This is a genomic window from Lysinibacillus sp. BPa_S21, from assembly GCF_023337795.1.
Lineage (GTDB): Bacteria > Bacillota > Bacilli > Bacillales_A > Planococcaceae > Lysinibacillus.
On sequence record NZ_JALIRS010000002.1, the window covers coordinates 115,154 to 139,108 of the forward strand.

General features: G+C 37.9%; 21 protein-coding genes, 1 riboswitch and 1 other annotated feature. Of the genes, 2 read left to right on the forward strand and 19 right to left on the reverse strand.

What is annotated here, in order from left to right; translation table 11 throughout:
* Nucleotides 1–161: 161 nt before the first annotated feature.
* The 17 genes from mtnN to hpaB all read right to left on the reverse strand — a co-directional run bounded on the left by mtnN (nucleotide 162) and on the right by hpaB (nucleotide 17,771).
* Entirely contained in the window at nucleotides 162–854 is a 693-nt protein-coding gene (gene mtnN, locus MOK21_RS03825) for a 5'-methylthioadenosine/S-adenosylhomocysteine nucleosidase (RefSeq protein WP_249072655.1), read from the reverse strand.
* A 67-nt stretch (nucleotides 855–921) separates the two neighbouring features.
* The gene (locus tag MOK21_RS03830; RefSeq protein ID WP_249072656.1) at nucleotides 922–1,065 is read right to left on the reverse strand and encodes a hypothetical protein; all 144 of its coding nucleotides are present in this window, start codon (nucleotides 1,063–1,065) and stop codon (nucleotides 922–924) included.
* 106 nt (nucleotides 1,066–1,171) lie between these two features.
* On the reverse strand, nucleotides 1,172–1,825 hold the full coding sequence (locus MOK21_RS03835; protein WP_249072657.1) for a YrrS family protein: 654 nt from the start codon (nucleotides 1,823–1,825) through the stop codon (nucleotides 1,172–1,174).
* 363 nt (nucleotides 1,826–2,188) lie between these two features.
* Nucleotides 2,189–2,677, reverse strand: coding sequence for a transcription elongation factor GreA (gene greA / locus MOK21_RS03840; RefSeq protein ID WP_053484744.1), 489 nt, complete (start codon nucleotides 2,675–2,677; stop codon nucleotides 2,189–2,191).
* A gap of 187 nt (nucleotides 2,678–2,864) precedes the next feature.
* Complete coding sequence (gene udk / locus MOK21_RS03845; RefSeq protein WP_249072658.1) at nucleotides 2,865–3,503, reverse strand: uridine kinase; 639 nt, start codon at nucleotides 3,501–3,503, stop codon at nucleotides 2,865–2,867.
* The gene (locus MOK21_RS03850; protein ID WP_249072659.1) at nucleotides 3,503–4,783 is read right to left on the reverse strand and encodes a peptidase U32 family protein; all 1,281 of its coding nucleotides are present in this window, start codon (nucleotides 4,781–4,783) and stop codon (nucleotides 3,503–3,505) included. The genes udk and MOK21_RS03850 overlap by 1 nt, the downstream gene beginning before the upstream one ends.
* Nucleotides 4,784–4,797: 14 nt before the next feature.
* Complete coding sequence (locus tag MOK21_RS03855) at nucleotides 4,798–5,730, reverse strand: peptidase U32 family protein (protein ID WP_249072660.1); 933 nt, start codon at nucleotides 5,728–5,730, stop codon at nucleotides 4,798–4,800.
* Between the two features lie 5 nt (nucleotides 5,731–5,735).
* Entirely contained in the window at nucleotides 5,736–6,368 is a 633-nt protein-coding gene (locus MOK21_RS03860; RefSeq protein ID WP_249073028.1) for an O-methyltransferase, read from the reverse strand.
* A 350-nt stretch (nucleotides 6,369–6,718) separates the two neighbouring features.
* Complete coding sequence (mltG, locus tag MOK21_RS03865) at nucleotides 6,719–7,846, reverse strand: endolytic transglycosylase MltG (protein ID WP_249072661.1); 1,128 nt, start codon at nucleotides 7,844–7,846, stop codon at nucleotides 6,719–6,721.
* Between the two features lie 1,593 nt (nucleotides 7,847–9,439).
* Nucleotides 9,440–9,967, reverse strand: coding sequence for a DUF1292 domain-containing protein (locus MOK21_RS03870; RefSeq protein WP_249072662.1), 528 nt, complete (start codon nucleotides 9,965–9,967; stop codon nucleotides 9,440–9,442).
* A 214-nt stretch (nucleotides 9,968–10,181) separates the two neighbouring features.
* Entirely contained in the window at nucleotides 10,182–10,490 is a 309-nt protein-coding gene (locus MOK21_RS03875; RefSeq protein ID WP_249072663.1) for a DUF1292 domain-containing protein, read from the reverse strand.
* A gap of 19 nt (nucleotides 10,491–10,509) precedes the next feature.
* Complete coding sequence (ruvX, locus tag MOK21_RS03880) at nucleotides 10,510–10,926, reverse strand: Holliday junction resolvase RuvX (protein ID WP_249072664.1); 417 nt, start codon at nucleotides 10,924–10,926, stop codon at nucleotides 10,510–10,512.
* 2 nt (nucleotides 10,927–10,928) lie between these two features.
* Nucleotides 10,929–11,195, reverse strand: a complete 267-nt coding sequence (locus tag MOK21_RS03885) for an IreB family regulatory phosphoprotein (RefSeq protein ID WP_004226839.1) — start codon at nucleotides 11,193–11,195, stop codon at nucleotides 10,929–10,931.
* A gap of 283 nt (nucleotides 11,196–11,478) precedes the next feature.
* The gene (gene alaS / locus MOK21_RS03890; protein ID WP_249072665.1) at nucleotides 11,479–14,139 is read right to left on the reverse strand and encodes an alanine--tRNA ligase; all 2,661 of its coding nucleotides are present in this window, start codon (nucleotides 14,137–14,139) and stop codon (nucleotides 11,479–11,481) included.
* Between the two features lie 96 nt (nucleotides 14,140–14,235).
* Complete coding sequence (locus tag MOK21_RS03895; protein ID WP_249072666.1) at nucleotides 14,236–14,430, reverse strand: hypothetical protein; 195 nt, start codon at nucleotides 14,428–14,430, stop codon at nucleotides 14,236–14,238.
* A gap of 105 nt (nucleotides 14,431–14,535) precedes the next feature.
* Nucleotides 14,536–14,749 (reverse strand) — a binding site (T-box leader).
* A 70-nt stretch (nucleotides 14,750–14,819) separates the two neighbouring features.
* Nucleotides 14,820–15,785, reverse strand: a complete 966-nt coding sequence (locus MOK21_RS03900; RefSeq protein WP_249072667.1) for a magnesium transporter CorA family protein — start codon at nucleotides 15,783–15,785, stop codon at nucleotides 14,820–14,822.
* Nucleotides 15,786–16,070: 285 nt separating this feature from the next.
* Nucleotides 16,071–16,236: riboswitch (M-box (ykoK) riboswitch) on the reverse strand.
* Between the two features lie 98 nt (nucleotides 16,237–16,334).
* Nucleotides 16,335–17,771, reverse strand: a complete 1,437-nt coding sequence (gene hpaB, locus MOK21_RS03905; RefSeq protein ID WP_249072668.1) for a 4-hydroxyphenylacetate 3-monooxygenase, oxygenase component — start codon at nucleotides 17,769–17,771, stop codon at nucleotides 16,335–16,337.
* Nucleotides 17,772–18,116: 345 nt separating this feature from the next.
* On the opposite strand from hpaB, the gene MOK21_RS03910 reads away from it, so the two are divergent.
* The gene (locus MOK21_RS03910; RefSeq protein WP_249072669.1) at nucleotides 18,117–18,305 is read left to right on the forward strand and encodes a hypothetical protein; all 189 of its coding nucleotides are present in this window, start codon (nucleotides 18,117–18,119) and stop codon (nucleotides 18,303–18,305) included.
* Nucleotides 18,306–18,355: 50 nt separating this feature from the next.
* On the opposite strand, the gene MOK21_RS03915 is transcribed toward MOK21_RS03910, so the two are convergent.
* Together MOK21_RS03915 and recD2 are read right to left on the reverse strand one after the other, a co-directional pair.
* Nucleotides 18,356–20,086 (reverse strand): polysaccharide deacetylase family protein, encoded by a 1,731-nt coding sequence (locus MOK21_RS03915; RefSeq protein ID WP_249072670.1) that lies wholly within the window; start codon nucleotides 20,084–20,086, stop codon nucleotides 18,356–18,358.
* Nucleotides 20,087–20,179: 93 nt separating this feature from the next.
* The gene (recD2, locus tag MOK21_RS03920) at nucleotides 20,180–22,612 is read right to left on the reverse strand and encodes an SF1B family DNA helicase RecD2 (RefSeq protein ID WP_249072671.1); all 2,433 of its coding nucleotides are present in this window, start codon (nucleotides 22,610–22,612) and stop codon (nucleotides 20,180–20,182) included.
* Between the two features lie 377 nt (nucleotides 22,613–22,989).
* On the opposite strand from recD2, the gene hisA reads away from it, so the two are divergent.
* Nucleotides 22,990–23,757 carry a phosphoribosylformimino-5-aminoimidazole carboxamide ribotide isomerase gene (hisA, locus tag MOK21_RS03925; RefSeq protein ID WP_249072672.1) on the forward strand — a complete coding sequence of 256 codons (768 nt, stop codon included), beginning with the start codon at nucleotides 22,990–22,992 and terminating at the stop codon, nucleotides 23,755–23,757.
* Nucleotides 23,758–23,955: the final 198 nt, after the last annotated feature.

Consider the following 23,955-nt stretch of genomic DNA (forward strand, 5'->3'; position numbering starts at 1 on the left):
ATATGAAGAGATATAATTAGCAACAGTTTAGCATTAGTGCGACTTTTAAACTGTGATTTTTATCACACTAAAAGCCACTCATTTTGACTATTTTGTGTAGTTTATCCCGAAGATTAATGAAAACTAATCATCAGTAAAATTAAGATAGGTGCCGATTAGACTTATAACGATTCGATAGCTTTTAGTACTATTTGTGTTGAATGCTTTGCAGCGACTGGTAAAAACTCATCGAAGCTAATATTTGATTCTTTTCCAGCAATATCTGATAAAGCACGGATAACAACAAATGGCGTACCAAATTGATAGCATACTTGTGCAACAGCCGCTGCTTCCATCTCCACTGCCTTCATTTGTGGGAAATGACGACGAACAGCTTCTACACGCACAGGATCATTCATAAAAGCATCTCCTGAGCAAATTAGACCAATACCATATTGGTGCTCTCCAACAGCCTCTACTGCCTCTTCAGCTACTTTCATAAGTTTTTCATCTGATTTGTAAGCTGCTGGCATACCTGCCATCTGCCCCATTTCATAACCAAAAATCGTTACATCTACATCATGATGACGAACTTCATCTGAAATAACGACAGCGCCTACTTCAAGATTTTCATCATAGCCTCCAGCAGAGCCCGTATTAATGACTACATCAGGCTTGAATTCATGTAATAGGATTGTAGTTGACATGGCAGCATTGACTTTACCAATACCACTTTTTAATAAAACTACCTCTTTCCCTTTATAGCTTCCTGTTGTATATTCACTGCCTGCAATTGTTGTGCTTTGTGCTTGCTCTAAAGATGCGCGTAAAAGTTCTACTTCCTCTTCCATTGCGCCGATTACTGCAATTTTCATGTCTCTGTTACTTCCCTTCTTCGTACCCTTTTACTTACTCTATAAAAAATATTAATTTTCGGAATCATCACCAAAACGAGGGGTTGATTTCCGTTCCAGCTGGGCGCTTTGTTGTTGCTGCCGCTTCGCTTTCGCACAGATAAAACATTTGTTGCTGCCGCTTCGCTTTCGCACAGATAAAACATTTGTTGCTGCCGCTTCGCTTTCGCACAGAGCACAGCTTCCTGGGGCGTCCAGCCTCCACTCCAATCAACTTAGTTACATAGTAGACGTCTAACAAAAGTCATCCACAGCTTTTAAGGATGAACCTAATTTCCTCAATAGGCACCATTTAATGTATTTAGTTGCTCAAGTTTCACTGGTAGCCAACCTTCGTTATCGACCCATTCCATACTAACACGATACATTTTTGTCTTATCTTTCGTAGAAACTGTTGCAATTGCCGAATTAGCGCTACCGTTATTCCCCATACGCCAGATAATCATATTGTCCTTATCGATGCCTGTTGCAGCTGTCACTGTTGCTACCTTTTCAGACCAATCTACAGATTCGCCATCGTAAGAAGACACATGTTGCCCTGTTTGTGTTGTAGGCGTAGGCTGCCAAGTTTTATTTGTTATAACCTTATCTACAATTGGGTTGTCTGACGTAGTTTCTGTTGTTGCTTCCTCTTCAGATGTTTGAGTTTCTTTTGAGGACTCGTCCTTTGTAGGTTTTTCCTCTTGAGCTGCGACATCATTATTTTGCTCTTTAGAAGGCTCTTCCTTCACATCTTCTTTATCTTTCGTCTGCTCTTGTTTCGGCTCGTCTTTCTCAGCTTTACCTGCATCATCCTGCCATTTAAACACAAATGTTGCTGTTATAATAATTAATATCACGACAATACCAATTAAAACATTCAATAGTTTATCTAGCTTTTTATTACGAGATGGCTGCAAATGACGACTGCTTCGAGTTTTTCGTTCACTCATGAAGTCTCCCCCTCTCTAGCCAATATTCTATCAAGTTCAACAGTACTTGCAAAATAATTGTGCTCATCTATTTTTTCACAGAGAAAAATATAGACATCTCGACGTATTTTAATAGATTTTTGGATTATCACCAAAACGTGTGGTTGATTTCCGCTCCAGCCAGTCGGAACGGAAATCAACTTATTTATATAGTATACGTTTTAACAAAAGTCATCCACAACTTTTAGTGATAAACCAGATTTTTACTGAAAACTTATGTAACAATATCTCCTTGGCGTAATTGTTTCGCATTAGACAATGCTGAATGAAGATAAAAGCAGCTAGCTCACCTTTAAAGAGATAAGCTAACTGCTTGTACTAAAATTATTTTATTGAAATAATTTTAACTTTCATTTCACCACCAGGTGTTTGTACGACAACCTCTTCGCCTTCAGCACGACCTAGCAAGCCTTTAGCAATTGGTGATTCATTTGAGATACGGAATTCCATTGGATCTGCCTCAGCCGAGCCAACAATTGTATACGATTCCTCGTCTGTTGATGGTTTTCCATTAATTATTTCTACAAATGAAACCGTTTTCCCTAATGATACTACACTATTGTCTGTTTCATCCTCAGAAATAATAACTGCGTTACGAATCATTGATTTTAAAGTAGAAATTCGACCTTCCAAAAAGGCTTGTTCTTCTTTTGCAGAATCATACTCAGCGTTTTCAGAAAGATCCCCGAAATCACGAGCGATTTTAATACGTTCTACGATTTCCTTACGTGTTTCCGTTTCTAATTTCACTAATTCTTCTTCTAATTTTCTTTTACCTTCAGCTGTCATTGGGTACTGTTTTTCGTTTGCCAAAGTTCTTCACTCCTTGTTTTCGTCAATATAAAAACATAAAACTCGATTAAGTGCCTATTAGGATGCACTTAATCGAATTTTATTATTTTTAAACGGTTTCAAATTACTCTTTGACCTAATAGTATGCATGCCTTTCTGAAATATGTACAGATATGCATGTAAATATTGTCAATACCACTCTATCTTATTACAATACGTTGTCGGTTTCAAGGATAGTTTTAATCTTAGTTACCATTAAATCAATCGCAACCTCGTTATCCCCACCTTCGGGAATAATAATATCAGCATAACGTTTCGTCGGCTCAATAAATAGATTGTGCATAGGGCGCACTGCCGATAAATATTGATCGATTACAGAATCTGTTGTACGACCACGCTCTTTTATATCACGCAATATACGACGAATAATACGTAAATCTGAGTCCGTATCTACAAATAACTTAATATCCATTAGATCACGTAAATCTGCATCTTCTAACACTAAAATACCTTCTAGTATAATAACATCTACAGGCTCAACATGAATAACTTCTTTTGCTCTTGTATGCTGCACATAGTCATAGACAGGCTTTTCGATGGATTGACGGACCAATAATTTTTTTAGGTGCTCAATTAATAAATCATTATCAAAAGCTAACGGATGGTCATAGTTTGTACCTAAACGCTCCTCAAACGTTAAATGACTTTGATCTTTATAATAAAAATCTTGTTCAATTACAACTACTGAATGATCGCGGAAAACATCATAAATAGCACGGGTCACACTCGTTTTTCCTGAGCATGATCCACCAGCGATCCCGATGACGACTGGACGATTCGTTGCCATTAGTTATTCTCCTTTCGCATCATGTTATGTGGTTTTAATGGTGTGTCGCATTTAAATTTAACAATTTGTAGTGGATGTCTAGCAGCATCTAAGCTATTGCCATCCTCATCCCAAATTTCACCCATTGTAAAACGGAAATTTTCGATTTCTGGCCCAAAGAACTCTACCTCATCACCAGGTTTGAAATAGTTACGTTGTTGCATTGTAACCATTTTCGTTTCTGGGTCATGCTCTAAAATTAAACCTGCAAACTCATACGTCGTTTTACGGCCATGTACACCAAACATTTGCTCCTCGTGGCCAGGCGCATCATGGAAGAATGCTTCGGCCGTATCACGGTTAGCACATTTGTCTAGTTCCTCAAGCCATTCACGTTTAATTTTGAAATTGTCAGGGTCCGCACAATAAGCGTCAATTACTTTTCGATACACCGAAACAACAGTAGCAACATAGTGAATTGATTTCATACGACCTTCTACTTTTAATGAATCAATCCCAAGCTCAATCATATGTGGAATTGCTTCAATTAGCTTTAAGTCTTTCGGACTCATCGCAAAAGGTGCGTGATTATCGTCGAAAAGTGCCTTTTCTTCGCCATCCTCTAGCTCATATAAATCATAGTCCCAGCGACATGATTGACAGCAACCACCACGGTTAGAGTCACGAGCAGTCATATGATTTGAAAGTACACAGCGACCAGAATAGGCGATACACATCGCACCATGTACGAATGCTTCAATCTCTATATCGACTTTTTCCTTCATCAGCTTCATTTCTTCGCCGCCTACTTCACGTGCTAGTACGACACGATGTAAGCCTTCTTCTTTCCAATACTGTACTGCCTTCCAGTTCGATAAAGATTGCTGTGTAGAAAGGTGAATTTCAAGCTTTGGTGCAGCTGTACGGCATGTTTCAATAATGAGAGGGTCCGCTACAATAATACCTGTAACACCCGCTGATTCAATATCTTTTAAATATTGCTCTAAGCCGTCCATATTTTCATTGTGGGCGAAAATATTTGTCGTAACATAGATTTTTGCACCGTATTTATTGGCGAATTCAACACCTTCGCGCATTTCTTCAATTGAGAAGTTATCTGCGTTTGAACGTAAACCGAACTCTCGTCCACCGATAAATACAGCGTCCGCTCCATAGTGAACGGCTACTTTTAATTTTTCTAAACTACCTGCAGGGGCAAGTAGCTCTGGTTTTTTGGTAATGACACGTTTACCGTCTAAAATCTCACGGATCTTGTCATTTTGTTCTAATACTAATGCCATGTTCTTGCCACCTCCTAGTAAACTGTTTCCTTGAAGATAAAGCCAGTATCAAGAGGTCTGATCGCAGGCTGAATTTCTTCAATTTTAGCTAATAAATCATCTTTAATATCTTCATACGCATCTTCTGATTCGTCAAAATATGTGTCAATTGCTTGACGATAAGCTTCTGTTGCTGTGACGATATATTCTGGCGTTTGAAGAACACCCTCAATTTTCAATGCATCGATGCCACCTTCGAATAATTCACCAAGCTCATCAATAATGCACATATCGTTTGGACTGAAAATATGTGTACCGTTAGCATCCTCATAAATTGGATATTTATTATTGCGTTCATCATCATGAAGGAACATATTACGGTTTTCCTTACGATTTTCAATTTCCATTACTTTATCCTGATATAAGAAATAATGGCCAAGTAATGGACGTTTTGATTGGAACATACATGTCATCCCATGTACTTGAACCTCAATCTCTACTTCTGTATTTTCTTTAATTTCTAACACTTCATCTAAAGAAAGTTCACGTGAAAGTACAGCACGAGTTGCTCCGCGTTTTCCCCAATAATTTGCTGTGAACCAGTTCGTTGCAGTCGTTTCTGGATTCCAGTGTAGCGGTATTGTTACACCTTGCTCACGGCGGATGATTAAGACTGCTGGGTCACCATAAATTAAACGGTCAACACCAATACGTTGCATTTCTTTTAAATATTCGGCAAGTGCATCCAATTTTTCATTATGGAATAGTGCATTTACCGCAACATAAACCTTTTTACCCGCTGCATGAATCAGCTTAGTAGCTTCTTCCACCTCACTAACAGAAAATTCTCCTGCTAGACGAAGACCAAATTGTTGTTCACCAATAACAAAAGCATCTGCTCCAGCCTGTAAAAGTGCTTTCACATGGTCTACTGATTGCGGTGTTACAAGCAATTCAGGTTTTTTCATAATAGTCACCTCTTCAAACATAGTAATAACCCATCACCTACTGGTAAGAATGCACTTGTATAATCAGGGTGCTGCATAATCCATTCAGTGAAGTTTTTTAAATTACGAATCATTGTACGCTTACGACGCGGTACATCTTTTAAATCCAAATCTGATAAGCCATGCATATACATATTGTCGATATACAGAACTCCTCCTGAGTTTACAAGAGGCGCATACTTTTCAAAAAAGCGTTGATATTGCCCCTTTGCGGCATCGATAAAAACTGCATCGAAGGTTGTTTGGATTGCTTCATCGTTCACATCTAAGGCGTCACCTTCAATTACCGTAATACGATCTGATACTGTAGAACGGTCGATATAACCCTTTGCTCTCGCAACGCGCTCTGTATCACGCTCGATTGTAACGATTTGCACATTTGGTAAAGCCTCTGCCATTCTTATTGCAGAATAACCAATCGCTGTACCAATCTCTAAAATTTTTGACGGATTTTGAATACGTAACAGTTGATTAAGTGCATCAATACCTGCAAGCTGCATAATCGGTACATGATTCTCCTCCGCAAATGCTTCCATTTCTAAAAGCAATTCATTACGTGGTTGAATAAATGATTGTATATAAGCATCTGATAATTCCATTTTTTCCAATTCACCCTCATATCAATTATGCCTCAACATAGTCCGAAATCGGCTTGTGCATAGGCCTGCAAATGTTAGAAGGCAACGAGTAATCCTCGTTGTCTGTTCTTCATCATTTAGCAACAAAAAGAAAAAGACCAAACGTGATGTCTTGGTACTTCGTCATACAAAAATGAGCAATTGTTTTTATTAGCTCAAAACAATTGCCACCACGTATATTATTCCGCATTAACGGATTGATTGAATTTTCCCATGCGGATTGAATAAAAATCACAATTTATAATAGCACGAAAATAGAAGGAAAGCTATTTTTCTTTCCTTCTATCCTCATTATTTCTATTTAAATGTACTTACTCTGCCTTTTTCAAATATTTATCTACTTTCTGTAAATGTTCATCATATGTTTTCGAGAAGTGGTTGATTCCTTTTTTATCTGCTAGGAAGTAGAAATAATCCGTTGTACTTGGATTAAGCACTGCCTCAATTGAAGTTTTCCCAGCACCCGCAATTGGACCTGGTGGTAAGCCTTTATTTTTGTAAGTATTATAGGCATTATCAACTTCTAAATCTTTGTATAGTACACGATCTTTATGAGAGCCAAGTGCATATAAAACAGTTGGGTCTGTTTGTAGTGGCATCCCTTTCTCGATACGATTATAGAATACGCTCGCAATCGTTTCTCGATCCGTTTGGGCAGTAGCCTCTCTTTCCAGTAATGAAGCAAATGTTAATAATTGATGTACTGACATTTTCTTTTCAGTTAGAACATCGCGGTAATCTTTCACAACCTTGTCCATTGCGCCTACCATTTCGTCTACAATCGACTCCAATGATGGTTTTTCTTCAAAATAAGAATAAGTGGCAGGGAATAAATAGCCCTCTAAATCATAACGAACATTATCAGCTAAAACCGCATCCGTTACAAGCTCAGGATATTTAGCTTTCATCTGTTGTACAAACGCATTGCTTGTTACTAAATCCATAAATTCTTTTTGAGTATATGGCGTTTTCTTTTCCACAACTTTACCAATTTGTTCAAGTGTTAAACCTTCTGGAACTGTCATTGTAAAGACTGGCTTGCGGTAGACCTTCCCGGTTTTTAAACTTTCGATTAACTCATCCAATGTCATTGCCTGTGTTAAAGCATAGTTCCCTGCTTGGAACTGAGATTCATTTTTAAATTTAGCATAGTATTTAAAAACACGAGCATTTTTAATGACTCCCTTGTCCTCTAGTAGAGTTGAAATAGAGCTTAAAGTTGAGCCAATTGGTACTTCAACTGCTATTGTTTTAGTCGCATCTGGATCTACTGGTTTTAAGGCACTCTTAACATAATTATAGCCAAATAAACCGACAATCCCAGCTATTAGAACAAAAGCAATGGCAACAATAGCAACGATTTTTCTCACAATTTTTACCTCTGATTTTCTTTCCTGCATTTTTGAAAACATTTCTTGTTTTTTTGAACCGTTATTCACGGGTTTCCCCCCTATCACTTCATTATCATACTAGAAATCAACTTTCACGACAAACAGAAATAGATAATTCAGTAGAAATAGCTCACATAAAAAATTAGCTTGCATGGAAAAATTGAGTTTTCTCGAAATTAGAACGTACGGTATTGAAATTTATTTATAAGAAGTTAGATTGATATAGTTTAAATTCCATAATTTAGGAGGTTCTATCCGTAGCTTTGGCTTTACTTTCCTCGATTTCGCCGGTTTTATCCGTCACTTTGCCGGTTCTATCCACGATTTCGCAAGTTCTATCCGTCACTTTGCCGGTTCTATCCACGATTTCGCAAGTTCTATCCGTCACTTTGGCGGTTTCTATCTTTCCATCCTTTTCGAGGTTCTATCCGTCACTTTAGCAGTTTTATCCACGATTTTGCCAGTTCTATCCGTCACTTTGCCGGTTCTATCCACCATTTCGCCAGTTCTATCCGTCACTTTGGCTGTCCTATCATCATTTTAGTCGTTCTATCCGTCTTTGACGGTTCTATCCACGATTTCGCCGGTTCTATCCGTCACTTTAGCAGTTCTATCCACGATTTCGGTCGTTCTATCCGTCACTTTGGCGGTTTCTATCTTTCCATCCTTTTCGAGGTTCTATCCGTCACTTTAGCAGTTTTATCCACGATTTTGCCAGTTCTATCCGTCACTTTGCCGGTTCTATCCACCATTTCGCCAGTTCTATCCGTCACTTTGGCTGTCCTATCATCATTTTAGTCGTTCTATCCGTCTTTGACGGTTCTATCCACGATTTCGCCGGTTCTATCCGTCACTTTAGCAGTTCTATCCACGATTTCGGTCGTTCTATCCGTCACTTTGGCGGTTTCTATCTTTCCATCCTTTTCGAGGTTCTATCCGTCACTTTAGCAGTTTTATCCACGATTTTGCCGGTTCTATCCATCATTTTAGTCGTTCTATCCGTCTTTGACGGTTCTATCCACGATTTCGCCAGTTCTATCCGTCACTTTGCCGGTTCTATCCACCATTTCGCCAGTTCTATCCGTCACTTTGGCGGTTTCTCCACTTTGACAGTTCTATTCACGATTTCGCCGGTTTTATCCGTCACTTTGACAGTTCTATCCACGATTTCGCAAGTTCTATCCGCCACTTTGCCAGTTTCTATCTTTCCATCCTTTTCGAGGTTCTATCCGTCACTTTGGCGGTTCTATCCACGATTTCGCAAGTTCTATCCGTCACTTTGCCGGTTCTATCCACGATTTCGCAAGTTCTATCCGTCACTTTGGCGGTTCTATCTTTCCATCCTTTTCGAGGTTCTATCCGTCACTTTAGCAGTTTTATCCACGATTTCGGCAGTTCTTTCCGTCATTTTGGCTGTCCTATCCATCATTTTAGTCGTTCTATCCGTCTTTGGCGGTTCTATCCACGATTTCGGTCGCTCTATCCGTCACTTTGACGGTTCTATCCACGATTTCGCCGATTCTATCCATCATTTCAACAATTCTATCCACATGTTTGGAAAGTAACTTTATCCCAAGCCAAATTTACATGCTCCTTAATGCAAAAAAACTCTGAGTAGCATTTTACTACCCAGAGTTCTAACTACAATTCATTTAATACATCTTCAACAAATGCCCATTCTTCATCCGTTTCAATTGGTAATAATTCATCAATTGTTCCGTCATTTCCCGATATATATTGGGAAGCAAAAATATCTCGTTCCTCTATTGGCTCGTCCGTTGCCAAAACATAAAGCACATAGGATTTGCCAAATTGCTCTGATGAAAATGTATGAATAACCTCACATACCTGATCTGTCCCATCCTCATCTGTTATTGTAAATAACTGCGGCTCTTCTTCAAATTCATCTAGAAGTGTCAGGACTACCTCATTAATCATTTCCCACTCTGCATCTGTTTCAACAGGCTGTAGATTTGTCATTTCTCCATTGTTATCATCATAATCAAATGTCATAGCAGAAATGTCTCCAGGAATTTCATGACCATCTTCGTCGATTAACGAAAACAATACATATGATTTCTCGTCCGAATCGAAGGTGAAGACAACACGACACTTTTGCTCCTTGCCATTCTCGCCAACTATAAGAAATTCTTGCGTTTCCTCGTTCATTTAATGTCCTCCTTCACTAGGCATAATTATGTTCTAAACTTTGATAAGAGCTATTTTGGGCTGGCACAAGGCTTTCACCTTTCATTCTAAGGAGTCACGTTCTAAAAATGTCATCACAACTTTTAGTAATGAGCCAGCTTTATTCTCTCAAAAGTAAAAAAGGAACAAGGAGTGCTTGTTGCCATCCTTGTTCCACACTTATAAAGAACGAAGATTAGTCTTCGTATTCATCCTCTAAAGCGTTTAATACGTCTTCTACCATATCCCACTCTGCTTCAGTTTCGATTGGTGTTAACTCACCATCTTCGCCATTTTCAGATGGAACAAATGAAGATACGAAGATTTCTACAGAGCCATCCTCATCTTCTTCTGCGCCTACCATAGAGTAAAATACGTATGATTTGCCGAATTCAGCTGATTCATGTACGTGAATTACTTCACAAAGTTGTTCGTTTCCGTTCTCGTCAATCACAGTAATGTGTTGTACATGTAATGCTTCTTCATGGTTATGCTCTTGTGCCATGTGGTTGTCACCTCATCAATTAATTTTTGCTATCTAAGTAGCCTTGTAAAATCATCACTGCAGCCATTTTGTCAATGACTTGCTTACGCTTTTTGCGACTTACGTCAGCATCGATTAGCATACGCTCGGCAGCCATCGTTGTTAAACGCTCATCCCAAAGCTTGACCGGTAGTGAAAATGTTTCTTCTAAAAGTTTTTTATAGTTTTCAGAAGCTTCCCCACGCGGTCCAACCGTATTATTCATGTTTTTCGGGTACCCTACAACAAATTCTGTTATAGAATACTCCTTTACTAGCTCGGCTATACGCTCAATGCCGAATTCGCCGTTTGCTTCATCAATTTTTACGGTTTCAATACCTTGGGCCGTCCACCCTAAAGCATCACTTACAGCAACGCCAACGGTTTTCGACCCAACGTCTAATCCCATAATTCTCATTTCTAGTCCTCGTTATTCTTTTTAATATAAAACTTAACAAGCTCTTCTAGAATTTCGTCACGCTCAAGCTTGCGAATTAAATTACGAGCATCCTGATGGCGAGGAATATACGCCGGATCACCAGAAAGTAAATAACCGACAATCTGATTGATAGGATTATATCCCTTTTCCTCTAGTGAAGAATGTACTTTCAACATTACCTGCTTGACTTCCTGTTCCATTGATTCTTCTGGAAAATTAAATTTCATAGTTTGATCAAATGAACTCATGACCAGCACCTCGCTTTCAGAAATAAGGAGATGTGCGAAAAAGCTCATCTCCAATTTCTCTTTATTATAACATGTTTTGGCGTATTATCAATTATACCTCGGCATAATTGCGTTCGGAATCGGCTTTATGTTTAGGCCTGCACGAGAGCCGACACGATGTCGGTCATATCGGTAATGCCACAGGACGTGGCGTTTTAACCGATGCAGGTCAGTTAGCCGTTATCGCATGGATGCGATGATTTTAGGCTTACATCCCCTAAGAACTTCTTTTCGCTGAAAGAAGTTAAATGGATTTAACATAATCATACACAGAAAGTAGTGCTTCATCAAGTTTTGATGCATCTTTTGCACCTGCCATCGCCATATCTGGACGACCGCCGCCTTTACCACCACATGCTTCTGCTACCATTTTTACGATATTTCCTGCGTGGTAATTACCACCAACTAAATCTTTTGTTACGCCAGCACATAGCATAACCTTTTCGCCATCGACAGCACCAAGAACGATCACTGCTTTTGGCATTTTAGCTTTCAAGTCATCCATCATTTGACGCAATTGATTATTGTCCTTCGCCTCAACTTTAGTTGATAGAACAGTTACATCCCCAAAAGTTTGCGCTGCATCCACAATAGCGCCCGCTTGTGCATTCGCGATTTTTTGTGATAATGCTTCATTTTCGCGTTGTAAATCTTTGTAATCAGCTTGTAATGCTTGTACTTTTGTCACAATATCTTTTGGATTAGCCTTTAATAATGCTGCTGCTTCGTTTAATAAAGCTTCTTCCTCTTTTACTGCTTCGTAAGCCACTTTACCTGTCACTGCCTCGATACGACGTGTACCTGCACCGATACCACCTTCTGAAACAATTTTGAAGAAGCCAATTTCAGAAGAACGTTTTACGTGAATACCACCACAAAGCTCAATCGAGTAGTCCCCAATTGACACAACGCGAACGATATCGCCATATTTCTCACCGAATAGTGCCATGGCGCCCATAGCTTTCGCTTCATCGATGCCTTTTTCTTCAATAACGACCTCTATATCATCCCACACTTTTTCATTTACAATACGTTCAATTTGTTGTAATTCCTCTTTCGTCACTTGTCCGAAGTGAGAGAAGTCAAAGCGTAAACGATCAGGTCCTACATATGATCCAGCTTGGCTAACATGGTCGCCTAGTACATCTTTTAATGCACGTTGCATAATATGTGTTGCTGTGTGGTTTTTAATAATTAAATTACGTTCATCACGGTTAACTACTGCTTTTACAGCATCTTCAACATGCATTTCACCAGATTCTACAACTACAGTATGAAGCGGTTGACCATTTGGTGCTTTTTGTACATCTTTTACAATGGCAGTAAAGCTATCATTTGAAACAACACCACTATCCGCAATTTGACCACCCATTTCGGCATAGAATGGTGTTTTAGCTAAAATAACTAGTGCTTCTTGACCTTCTGATGCTACCTTCGATACTTGGCCATTAACAATGATCGCTGCAATTTCTGTGTTTGTCGTTAATGTATCATAACCTACAAATTCACTTGCAACTGTCAAGTTTGCTAGCACTTCGTTTTGCACTTGCATAGAATCTACATCTTGACGAGCTGCACGTGCGCGTTCACGTTGTTCTTCCATTGCTGCCTCAAAGCCTTCATGGTCTACCTTCATGCCTACTTCTTCCGCATACTCTTCTGTTAATTCGATTGGGAAACCGTAAGTATCATATAAACGGAATGCATCTGCGCCTGGAATATAATCATGACCTGCCGCTTTTTGGGCTTCTACTACTTCGTTAAAGATAGCAAGACCACCGTCTAATGTTTCATGGAAACGAATTTCTTCATTTTTAATAACGCGTTGGATAAACTCGCATTTTTCCGTTACTTCTGGGTAGAAATCATTCATAATTTCTCCAACAGTCGGCACTAATTCAAACATAAATGGCTTTTCTATGCCAATTTGTTTTGCATAGCGCACCGCACGACGTAGTAAACGACGTAATACATAACCACGACCTTCATTTGAAGGAAGAGCACCATCACCAATGGCGAACGCCACTGTACGGATATGGTCAGCAATCACTTTAAATGGTGTATTAATATCTTCTTCTGAACCGAAGATTTCACTCAGTGCTACTTCACCTGGACGTTTGTATTTGCGGTTTGCTAACTGCTCGATTTTTTCAATAATAGGCATGAATAAATCAGTATCAAAGTTTGTTGGAACATTTTGAACAACTGATACGATACGTTCTAGACCCATACCAGTATCAATATTTTGCTTTGGAAGTGGTGTATATGTGCCATCAGGATTATGGTTGAATTGAGAGAACACTAAGTTCCAAATTTCAAGATAGCGTTCATTTTCACCACCTGGATACATTTCTGGATCACTTTCATCAGAACCGTATTCTTCCCCACGATCATAAAAAATTTCTGAGTTAGGACCAGATGGACCTTCGCCTATATCCCAGAAGTTCCCCTCAAGTCGGATCAAGCGCTCTTCAGGAATACCAATTTCGTTATGCCAAACGTCATATGCTTCTTGATCTTCAGGATGGATCGTAATAGATAAAAGTTCTGGATCAAAGCCCATCCATTTTTTATCCGTTAAGAATTCCCAAGCAAAATGAATAGATTCTTTTTTGAAGTAATCCCCAATCGAGAAGTTACCTAGCATTTCAAAAAACGTATGATGGCGCGCCGTTTTACCTACATTTTCAATATCATTTGTACGAATTGATTTTTGAGCATTTGTAATACGTGGATTTTCAGGAATGATACGACCATCGAAATATGGTTTAAGTGTTGCCACACCTGAGTTAATCCAAAGTAATGATGGGTCATTGATTGGCACAAGTGGTGCTGATGGCTCATGATGATGACCTTTTTCTTTAAAGAATTCTAAATACATTCGACGAATTTCTGCTGCTTTCATTTGAAAAGTTCCTCCCTATATGTTTTGTAAAATCACGAAATGAATCCGCAAATCAATTTTGCCTTAACGTAATTGTAGCTGTCGCTTCGCTTTCGCTCAAAAGACATCTGTAGCTGCCGCTTCGCTTTCGCTACAAAAAACATCTGTGGCTGCCGCTTCGCTTTCGCTACAAAAAACATCTGTGGCTGCCGCTTCGCTTTCGCTACAAAAAAACATCTGTGGCTGCCGCTTCGCTTTCGCTACAAAAAAAACATCTGTGGCTGCCGCTTCGCTTTCGCTACAAAAAAACATCTGTGGCTGCCGCTTCTGTCGCTACAAAAAGACATCTGTGGCTGCCGCTTCGCTTTCGCTACACGCACAGATAGGCAAATAAACATAAAAAAGCCCCCATCCCAAAAAAGGGACGAGGACTTGTGATTTGTCTCGCGGTACCACCCTAGTTGTAAGTAAAATATACTTACCTCTTTAGCACTTGTAACGTAAGTGAACGGCAGGAATTAACTGCACTCTGGAGTAGCTTTCGGCATTTGCTATCGTGAGGATTTTTTCAGCCAAGAAATCCCTTTCTTTTACACGCACAAATACGTACTTTTTCCATCATCGTTTTTTACAATTTTCTAACGAGAATTATAAAAAAAATATTTCCTTCTGTCAATTCGCACTATAATTGCTAATCCTAACTAAGCAATCATTTTTTTAAAATAAGCCCACATTCCCCAAGTAAAAATGACTAAGAACACACTAATTGTTATGGTCGCTATTGGAGAATCTTGATATGGCAACGGAACATTCATGCCGAAAAAGCTTGTAATTACTGATAAAGGTAACATTATAGTTGAAATGACTGTTAATAAATTGAGCTTTTCTATCGATTTACCACTTATAATAGAAAAATACGTATCCAAGGTACTATTAACTAGATCTCTATAAGTTTCTGTTGATTCTACAATTCGTTCTAGATGATCATTTAAATCTTTATAGAAAGGAACATTGTCCTCACGAATTTCAAATTTCCATTGGCCATTAATATTGGAAAAAATTCTTTTTTGCGGCATAATCGCTTGTCGAATTAATATAATCGTGCGTTTTAATGCTAGGAATTCTTCCGTAACTACTTTTGGTTCATAGTCATATATTTCTTCTTCAAGCTCATCGATCCGTGCTCTAATTCGCTCTAATACCGGGAAGTATTCATCTGTAATTCCATCGATAATAGTATGCAATAGAAAATCGGTGCCTTTATCCAAATACTTCATACTGTTTAAGCAAACATTCTCTATATGACCTAGCCATTTAAGTTTTTGTTTATGAACCGTTACAACATAGTTAGGACCCATAAAAATGTTTAATTCTACCGTTGTTATTTCGTTGCTACTTTTTTCGTTATAAATCGGTGCATGGAAAACGAAAAATTTGTATTCGCCGTAATTATCCATTTTAGGTCGTGACCCTTCATGAAGACAATCCTCAACTGCTAATGGATGGAAACCAAATATTTCAGCTATATCATTCAATTCATTGTAGTTGTATGCATATAAATCAACCCATAATAAATCTTCAGTATGAAGGTTATGGTTAAATTCTTTAATATTGAAATCATGTTGTACTGCGTTATTTTCTTTTTTAAAATAATGAATTTTAATCATTGTTCTTCACCTCATGTTTTATTATTTAAGGAAAAAAACAGGTGATATTATTGATTGTAATTCAGCTTGTTTTAGAAGCATTTCTCATCAATAACCACTTGTTTTTGGCGATAAGAAATCGACAATCCTTAATTGTTTACTACCACTTAACATTTTCTTATTCGGTTCAGGGCTACTATCCATTTCTCATCACCTTCCTTAAATAACAAAAACACGCCTTCGACGAATGAAGGCGTGTTGAATACACATATCAAAAAACAGCATAGGTAAAAATACTACTCTGCTTTCTTCCTTCAAACGTTGAGTTTTAGCACTATGCGGCATAGGAATTACTCCAGCTACGTTAAAAAACACCTTATTTCGATGATTTCTGTTGACCCATTGGCGTCTCTCGACATTTTTGGGTAGTAGCGTATCTCCAGCATAGGAGCCTCACCTAACGAAGGGATTGCTAGTTATATAGTTCCTGTAAATCATAATGCAAAGTCAAATAACTGTCAAACAAAAAATATAAATAAAGATGCCTTTATCCCATTACTTCCTCAAAAATTAATGATTATTTTTTAAAAAATCTTCTACCCTTTTAACGTATTCTTCCCTATTATAATTTTTATACAGTGCACCTGCTAATCGGACTGAATCCCCAAAGAAAAAGCGTTCATATAGCGTTTGTCTCGTACCGAAGCTACTCATCGTTAAATCCCAAGCTAAGCGGAATTTTTTGACGCGCTCCTCTCCACCATCCTGAAAAGACTGCAAATAATGCTCAAGGTCGCCGTCATCTGCAGTAAATGCTTTTTCACTCGGAATGGACATCAACCCGCTTGCACCAAGTAGCTGGACAATTTCTGTGAATGTCGGATAGACTTTAGGGTAAATTTGAATGGCTACTTGCACTGTCGAAAAGTCAGGTCTTATAAAACCAAAAGCATCTCTTGTTGCTTCTATTTCAGATTTTAAAAGTAAAGCCTTCATCGTTTCTAATGCCACGATGATATCAACGACCTTTTGTTGCACGTGTTGATATTCACCGATATTGATCGTATTTACAATTGACTGTACAACACCTAACACAAATTCAGTTTTGGCAATTTGACGTGTAAGAACTTGATGTAAACCATATGTTTGAAAACCACTTACGTTCAAAAAGCTATTGGCAACTTCCACATTCTCATAATAAAAGACGCGTTCCCACGGTACTACAACATTATCAAACACAACAATTGCGTCCATTTCCTCATAACGACTACTTAATGGATAATCAAAAGTCGAGTCACCTCCGACAAATGATTGTCTACATAAAAACTTTAAGCCTTTAGTATTACTTGGTATTGAAAAAGCAAAGCCTTTCCCTTCATCAAAACCATTTGTGGAAATAACTAGGAGTTCATCTGTAATGCCTCCCTGTGTCGCCAGTAATCTCGCACCTTTAATGACTAACCCTTCGCTCGTTTTATCTACAATTTTAGCAGCAATTGTAACATCTTCATCTTCAAAATAAAATTTTTTACGGTTAACTTGTGGCTCAATAAATGTATGTGTCATAGTCAAATCGTTCTCACGAGCATACTCATAAAATTTTAACAAATGCTGCGGGAAACAATTTGGCTTATCTTTCAAATAATCAGCAACAGAAGCTAAAGCCATTAATGTCGTATTCATGTAATCGGGACTTCTCCCCATAAGGCCATGAGTGGATAATGCCCATTCTCTTGTTGCATTCCGTCTTTTCACAAGATCTTCGACTGTCTCCGCCTGAAGGAAAGACATACCTACACGCTTATTACTTGTTGGTGAAACATATGTCATCTTTTCGAGCAATGCCTTTTCATTTTGTAAATCAAACAACCTTGCCTGACTCTGCATTACTCCCTTAAATGCTGGATGCTCCGACACCTTTCCTGTGACAACTTTCCCATCAATCGAAATATATGTTTGTAAAGCGTCAATACGGTCAATATATTGCTGTCCTGTAATTACTGGCATGCAGTCACCCCTAAACGTTACAAAAGTTTTTATACTTTTTCAGTATATGAAATTACCTAATATTAGGTTCCACCCCACCCAACTGTATTACAACAAAAACTCAAATACTCCAAACTGTACTACTTAATAAACACAGTTAAAAATCCAGCTTATTGCATGATTTTTCAGTCATTTTAGATAAAAACGGTTTCAATCAGCACTTTTTTAACGAGTTCGATTTTGTGACACATTCATAAAAAAGTCCTTTTCAACTAGTACAGAATTGCTAGATTTTTTGTATTTGCAGGTGTAAGATAGCCTCGTAACTAAAACAAAAAAACATCTTTTTATTAAAGGAGAATATATATGAACAAACAAATCATCTCGTACGTGGCTAAAATGGAAGCTGCTTTAATGAATAAAATGGAGGATCATAATGAAGAGAATCTTTTATTTTCTATTGCTTCAGATATGATTGCCGAAGAAAAAGATCAATTCAGCAATGTTTGCCAAGCATATGAAGTAGTTAAACACAACCTAGTTGGCATCCACTAATCAAAACATAACAAAACCCGATCAATTTCGAATTGATCGGGTTTTGTATTTTACTTCGCGTATGGCAACACCATTTTTTGGAATTGCGCAAATGTTGTTTTTTGATTACTTGCCAAGCGTTTAATTTGATAGATATCATCGTATGGATTGTTATAGCCATGTTTTGTTGAATAGGCCATTACAAACCCTGATTCCTTAACCGCTTTAATCGTGTTGGCATTATATTGCCCAAAAGGATACGCAAAAGATTTAGCCTTTGGAATCATTGTTTTACTACGTTGCAAATCCTTAACCACCTCATGGTATGGAATTAGAAGCATTTTACCTTTATTCTGTACTAAGGTGTGTAAATTGTATGTGTGTGATTCATACGCAAAAACATCTTGCATATTTGTCATATCCTTACGCGAAATTGCTTGTAAATCATTATGATTAAAAATTTGCCCATCTTTCGCACTTTCATTACGGTACGTAATTAAAAATTGTGTAGCTTTAAAGCCATTTTTTTTAAGTACTGGATATGCATATTCACGTGTCGACAATAGGCCATCATCAAAAGTTAAAACAATTGAATAGGCTGGCAGTGTAATTTCATTGCGCATGAAACGCAATAATTCGTCGTCAGTAATGGTTTCGTAGTTTTTACTTTTTAAATACTGCATTTCTTTTGCAAATTGAACATCTGTCATTGTAGTACTTACATTTTTAAAACGTCCAAGCTCACGCTCTTTTAGAAAATGATGATACATCAGAACAGGGACGCCGCGATCCATCGCTACTTTAGAGCTATGGATATAGCCTACACGTCCGCCAAGTACTGTTACATACCAAGCCCCTTCTTTCTTCAATATCGGATAACGACGATTAGTATCTAGTTTGGCAAATGGCTTTAATGTTTTTGCTGAATTATCATAAAGCTCACTGTTTGGAGAAGTAGGGATGAAATACTGATTTTTCATTGTACTATCCTTACCAACATTTTTATATGCAGGAGTATTTACAAACTTCACTTTTGATTTTTCTGCATAAACATATGATTTACCCCAACGGACTTTAACATAAGTTGGATCCATTGAATCTACAACCTCTAGCTGCTGCCCTTTCAATAAAGTAGCAATAGCCATTGCTTTTTCGCGACGAAAATCAGTCAAAGTTACGTTTTCTAACGCCTCAATATAGCCATTTTTTTTACTAGGAAGAGTTGTAGTTGGTTTTTCAACAGGTTTTGTGGTATTTGTTGTATGCTTACCTTTTTCTTCCACAACATTATTACTATGTACATATCCTAAACGGCCGTCCACAGCAATTCCATACCAATTACCCATTTTGTTATATATAGGGAAGGGAATTCCTTTTGACAATGTAGCAAATTGAACAAGCTTAATGTCAGTATTATCGTAAATCGGTGCAACCTTTGTTGGGACAATATAGTCCGTTATTTTAGTAACAGCTGGGACTGTATTTTTATAAGTTTTTGCTGAAACAACCTTTGTAGATTTTTTTTCAACATAACCATAATATCCTCCCCAACGAATTTGCCACCAATTAGGTCCGTAATCTTTTGTTACTTCAAAAGTTTGTCCTGCTGATAATGTTCCCACCTGAACTAGTGAGCCAGAACGATTATCATAGACATTTACTTCTTTATTCACTTGGATGACCGTATTACTTGCAAAAGCTTTTTCTGCAAAAGGTAATAGCATCATGAATAAAAGGAGTAATAGAATGCGTTTCACTATATTCACCTCAAAAAAATTTATATTATCTTTACCTTCAATCATTAGACGTTCTTCCAACCAATAAAAGTTTATCGGTGAATTAATATCATAAATCATATTTTCCAAAAGAGATTAAATTTATGAAATTAACTCACTTCATTTATCTAAATAATCATACGGCGAGACACCATCCATTCCAATCAGTGGGTGGATATACGGTTCTGTTTCTACCGTTAACTTGAAATCAATGGATTGTTTTTCATTTTGTACATCTTCGTTTAATGAAACAGGTTCTGTTTCCTCAACTTCTTCCGCAATATTCATCGGATTGAGTCTTGCACGCAGAGACGTAAAGCGCTGTAAATCATCCGTACGCTGTAAGCCATCTGCTAGCACATCAGGTTCACCACATAAAATCAAGAAATTTTTTGCACGTGTAATACCTGTATATAACAAATTACGACGCAGCATTTTAGAATATCCCCGTACAACAGGCATGATAACCGTTTGGAATTCGGAGCCTTGCGATTTATGAATAGAACAACAATAGGCAAGTGTTAATTGATTGAGGTCACTACGTTGATAAGTTACTTCAATACCGTCGAATGACACAACAAGCAAATCTTGTTTTTCAATTGTTTCCTTCGCCTTTATGATACTGATTACCTCTCCCATATCCCCATTAAAAACATTGCTCTCTGGTTGATTGACAAGCTGTAAGACTTTATCCTTTATACGGTATGTAACATCACCGAAGACAAGCTCTTTTCTAGTGCCAGTATCATTTGGATTAATAAGTTCCTGTATCATTTTATTTAAATTGTCTATTCCCGCTGGACCTTTGTACATGGGTGCTAACACTTGGATATTTCGAATTTCTTGGCCTTTCGCAACCGCACTTTTCACCACTTGTGTAACAACGCTTGCTACTTGATCTGACGAGGATTTAATAAATGAACGATCAGAGGTTTTTAATGTTAGGTCATTTGTGATATTACCACGTTTAATTTGATGGGCAAGTTCAATAATAGTAGAGCCTTCTGCTTGTCGATAAACCTCCGTTAACTCCACAGTAGGTATTTGCTCGGAAGCCAACAAATCCTTTAATACCTGTCCTGGTCCTACTGGTGGCAGCTGATCTTGATCTCCAACAAATACAACTTGCACATCCTCATGCAAGGATTTTAATAATTGATGCGCAAGCCAAGTATCAACCATCGACATTTCGTCTACGATAATGAGTTTCCCTGTAACCTCACGCTCTGTTTCTTCCTCTTTTTCCTGACCAGTAAAGCCCAGCAATCGATGAATTGTCATTGCGGGAAGTTCTGTTGATTCTGATAAACGCTTCGCAGCACGTCCTGTTGGAGCACATAAAATAATCGGAAATGGTTCTTCTTTTTGTGCGTATTCCTTCGGGTTTAATGATAGGCCATGTAGCTTTGCATACACTTCTACTATACCCCGAACAACAGTTGTTTTACCTGTACCAGGTCCACCAGTTAAAATCATAACAGCTGAGTTTAGCGCTTGTTCAATAGCATTCGCTTGCGTTTCAGCATACGTGACTTTGAGTCCCTCTTCTGTTTCACCAATCGCTTTACGTATTTCGTCCTTACTAAAATGTTCAGCCTTATTGTTACGTTCGATTAAAGCTAATATTTTTGAAGCAATTCCTACTTCTGAGAAATATAGGGATGGTAAATAAAGTCTTGTTTCTTCCCCACAAATTTTACTCTCCTCACGCAATTCGATGCATGCTTTAGAAATCATCTCAAAGGGAATTGCCTCTCGTTGGCTTTGCTCAAGCATATCTTTTACTAATGGTAAAACATGTTCTGCATCTAAATACACATGCCCATCCGATAAAGCTGCTGAATTTAGAGTATGTAAAATCGCCGCCTTAATACGGTCTGGATGATTGCCAGTAATCCCTAATTTTGCACCAAGCTCATCTGCACGAAAGAAACCAACACCCTCTACATCTTCAATAAGGCGATATGGATTTTCAGTTAATAATTCAACTGCTTCTGTTCGGTATGTTTGATAAATTTTCATACCTAGCTGTGGTCCAAAACCCCATTCATTAAGTTGAATCATCACTCGTTCTAAGCCTAGATTTTGTTCAATCGTACGATGAATAACCTCTTTTTTTTCAGCGGATAGTCGAGGTACAGCATCAAGCGCATTTGGGTCCTCTAAAATAAGACGTAACGCATTTGCTCCTAGTTTCTCTACGATTGTTTCAGCGGTCTTCTTTCCGATTCCAACAAACAAATCACTCGATAAGTAATGGATAATTCCTTGCTCTGTTGCTGGCACTTCTTTCGTAAATGTCTCAATTTGAAATTGCACACCATATTTTGGATGTTGTCTCAATATACCTGTAAAACGATATTGTTCATCCATCTGTAACGGCGGGAAATATCCAACAACTATTATTTCCTTATCCTCGTATTGTAAGTTGGTCTCTTGAATTTTCACACGAACTATTGAATACATATTTTGCGCATTGTGAAAGATGGAGACAATTGGACGTCCGAGTAAAAAAAATTTATTTAGTTCAAATAAATCAAGATTTTCCGCCATATTCGGTTCGTCCTTTCATGGTCAATTCAATTAATATATTTTACCACATCATTACATGAAAAATCGTTTAAAAAGAGAATTCACTTAATTTTAATTAATTATGCCTCATCATGATTGTCCAAAATCAACTTTATACCTAGACCTGCATGAGAGCTGACACGATATCGATCATTTCGTTAAGCGTCTTACAAGCGAATGTTTGGACATTCGCTGAAATCCGTATTCATCTCACCACCTATAAAGGTGGAATTCTATAGCTTACACTTCGCTTCCGGTATACAAGACGAAAGAAGATAAAAATAATATTTCCCGGTTTTTATCGAACTTTCCATGCTATGATATAGATAAATTTGTCGCACGGAAGGATTGTGAAGCTATTGGAATTTAGACCTTGCATCGATTTACACGATGGCAAAGTAAAACAAATTGTTGGCAGCACACTAGGTCATAAAGATCAAGACGTCATCGAGAACTTTATTTCAAATCATGATTCTAGTTATTATGCAAAAATGTTTGCCAAGGATCAACTAACAGGTGGTCACGTCATTATGCTAGGTAACGGAAACGAAGAAGCCGCACTAGCAGCACTAGCAGCATATCCTCAAGGGTTGCAGGTTGGTGGCGGCATCACTACGGAAAATGCAAAAAAGTATATTGATGCAGGAGCTACCCACGTTATTGTTACATCATTTATATTTTATGATGGTAGGCTCAATGTAGATCGACTTAAACAATTAGTACAAATTATTGGTAAACAGCATCTTGTCATCGATTTAAGCTGCCGTAAGCGCGATGGAAAATGGTTTGTTGTAACTGATAAATGGACAAAGTTTAGTGATTTTGAGGTAAATGCTGAGTCTATTGCATTTATCGAAAATTTCTGTGATGAACTATTGATTCATGCCGTTGATGTGGAAGGAAAAAAAGGCGGTATGCAGGAAAGTTTAGTGCATGATTTAGCAACTTGGACAACAATTCCAACAACATATGCTGGTGGAGTTCGTTCTCTAGACGACTTAAAGAAATTTGAAAATATCACGAATGGAAAACTTCATATTACAATCGGTAGCGCTCTTTCAATTTTTGGAGGAGATTTACCTTATTCAGATGTAGTGAATTATTGCAACAAAGGCGAGGCATTGTAAAGTTTACAACGCATTTTAAATGGTAAATATTCCGAGGTCAATACAAAGCACAATTCACTGGGGGCTAAACACCCCCCCTTTTTTTATGAAACAAGATTACTAGTACATAGATTCAGAGCACTTATTTCTATTTCGATGCTATTTTTGGTAAGATTAATATATTAATTAACGTTGATACTTAGTAGAATGCCATTAAAA

Coding starts and splice junctions, on each gene's coding strand:
- alaS (WP_249072665.1), bottom strand. CDS start 14,139: ATGAAAGCAGCAGAAATTCGTCGAATGTATTTAGAATTCTTTAAAGAA.
- udk (WP_249072658.1), bottom strand. CDS start 3,503: ATGGCAACGAATCGTCCAGTCGTCATCGGGATCGCTGGTGGATCATGC.
- MOK21_RS03875 (WP_249072663.1), bottom strand. CDS start 10,490: ATGGCACAAGAGCATAACCATGAAGAAGCATTACATGTACAACACATT.
- MOK21_RS03910 (WP_249072669.1), top strand. CDS start 18,117: ATGAACAAACAAATCATCTCGTACGTGGCTAAAATGGAAGCTGCTTTA.
- mtnN (WP_249072655.1), bottom strand. CDS start 854: ATGAAAATTGCAGTAATCGGCGCAATGGAAGAGGAAGTAGAACTTTTA.
- MOK21_RS03895 (WP_249072666.1), bottom strand. CDS start 14,430: ATGTTTTTTTGTAGCGAAAGCGAAGCGGCAGCCACAGATGTTTTTTTT.
- MOK21_RS03915 (WP_249072670.1), bottom strand. CDS start 20,086: ATGATTGAAGGTAAAGATAATATAAATTTTTTTGAGGTGAATATAGTG.
- MOK21_RS03870 (WP_249072662.1), bottom strand. CDS start 9,967: ATGAACGAGGAAACGCAAGAATTTCTTATAGTTGGCGAGAATGGCAAG.
- hpaB (WP_249072668.1), bottom strand. CDS start 17,771: ATGCCAGTAATTACAGGACAGCAATATATTGACCGTATTGACGCTTTA.
- MOK21_RS03860 (WP_249073028.1), bottom strand. CDS start 6,368: ATGGAATTATCAGATGCTTATATACAATCATTTATTCAACCACGTAAT.
- MOK21_RS03900 (WP_249072667.1), bottom strand. CDS start 15,785: ATGATTAAAATTCATTATTTTAAAAAAGAAAATAACGCAGTACAACAT.
- MOK21_RS03850 (WP_249072659.1), bottom strand. CDS start 4,783: ATGGCATTAGTATTAGAACAAAATGACAAGATCCGTGAGATTTTAGAC.
- recD2 (WP_249072671.1), bottom strand. CDS start 22,612: ATGGCGGAAAATCTTGATTTATTTGAACTAAATAAATTTTTTTTACTC.
- MOK21_RS03835 (WP_249072657.1), bottom strand. CDS start 1,825: ATGAGTGAACGAAAAACTCGAAGCAGTCGTCATTTGCAGCCATCTCGT.
- ruvX (WP_249072664.1), bottom strand. CDS start 10,926: ATGAGAATTATGGGATTAGACGTTGGGTCGAAAACCGTTGGCGTTGCT.
- MOK21_RS03855 (WP_249072660.1), bottom strand. CDS start 5,730: ATGAAAAAACCTGAATTGCTTGTAACACCGCAATCAGTAGACCATGTG.
- MOK21_RS03885 (WP_004226839.1), bottom strand. CDS start 11,195: ATGAGTTCATTTGATCAAACTATGAAATTTAATTTTCCAGAAGAATCA.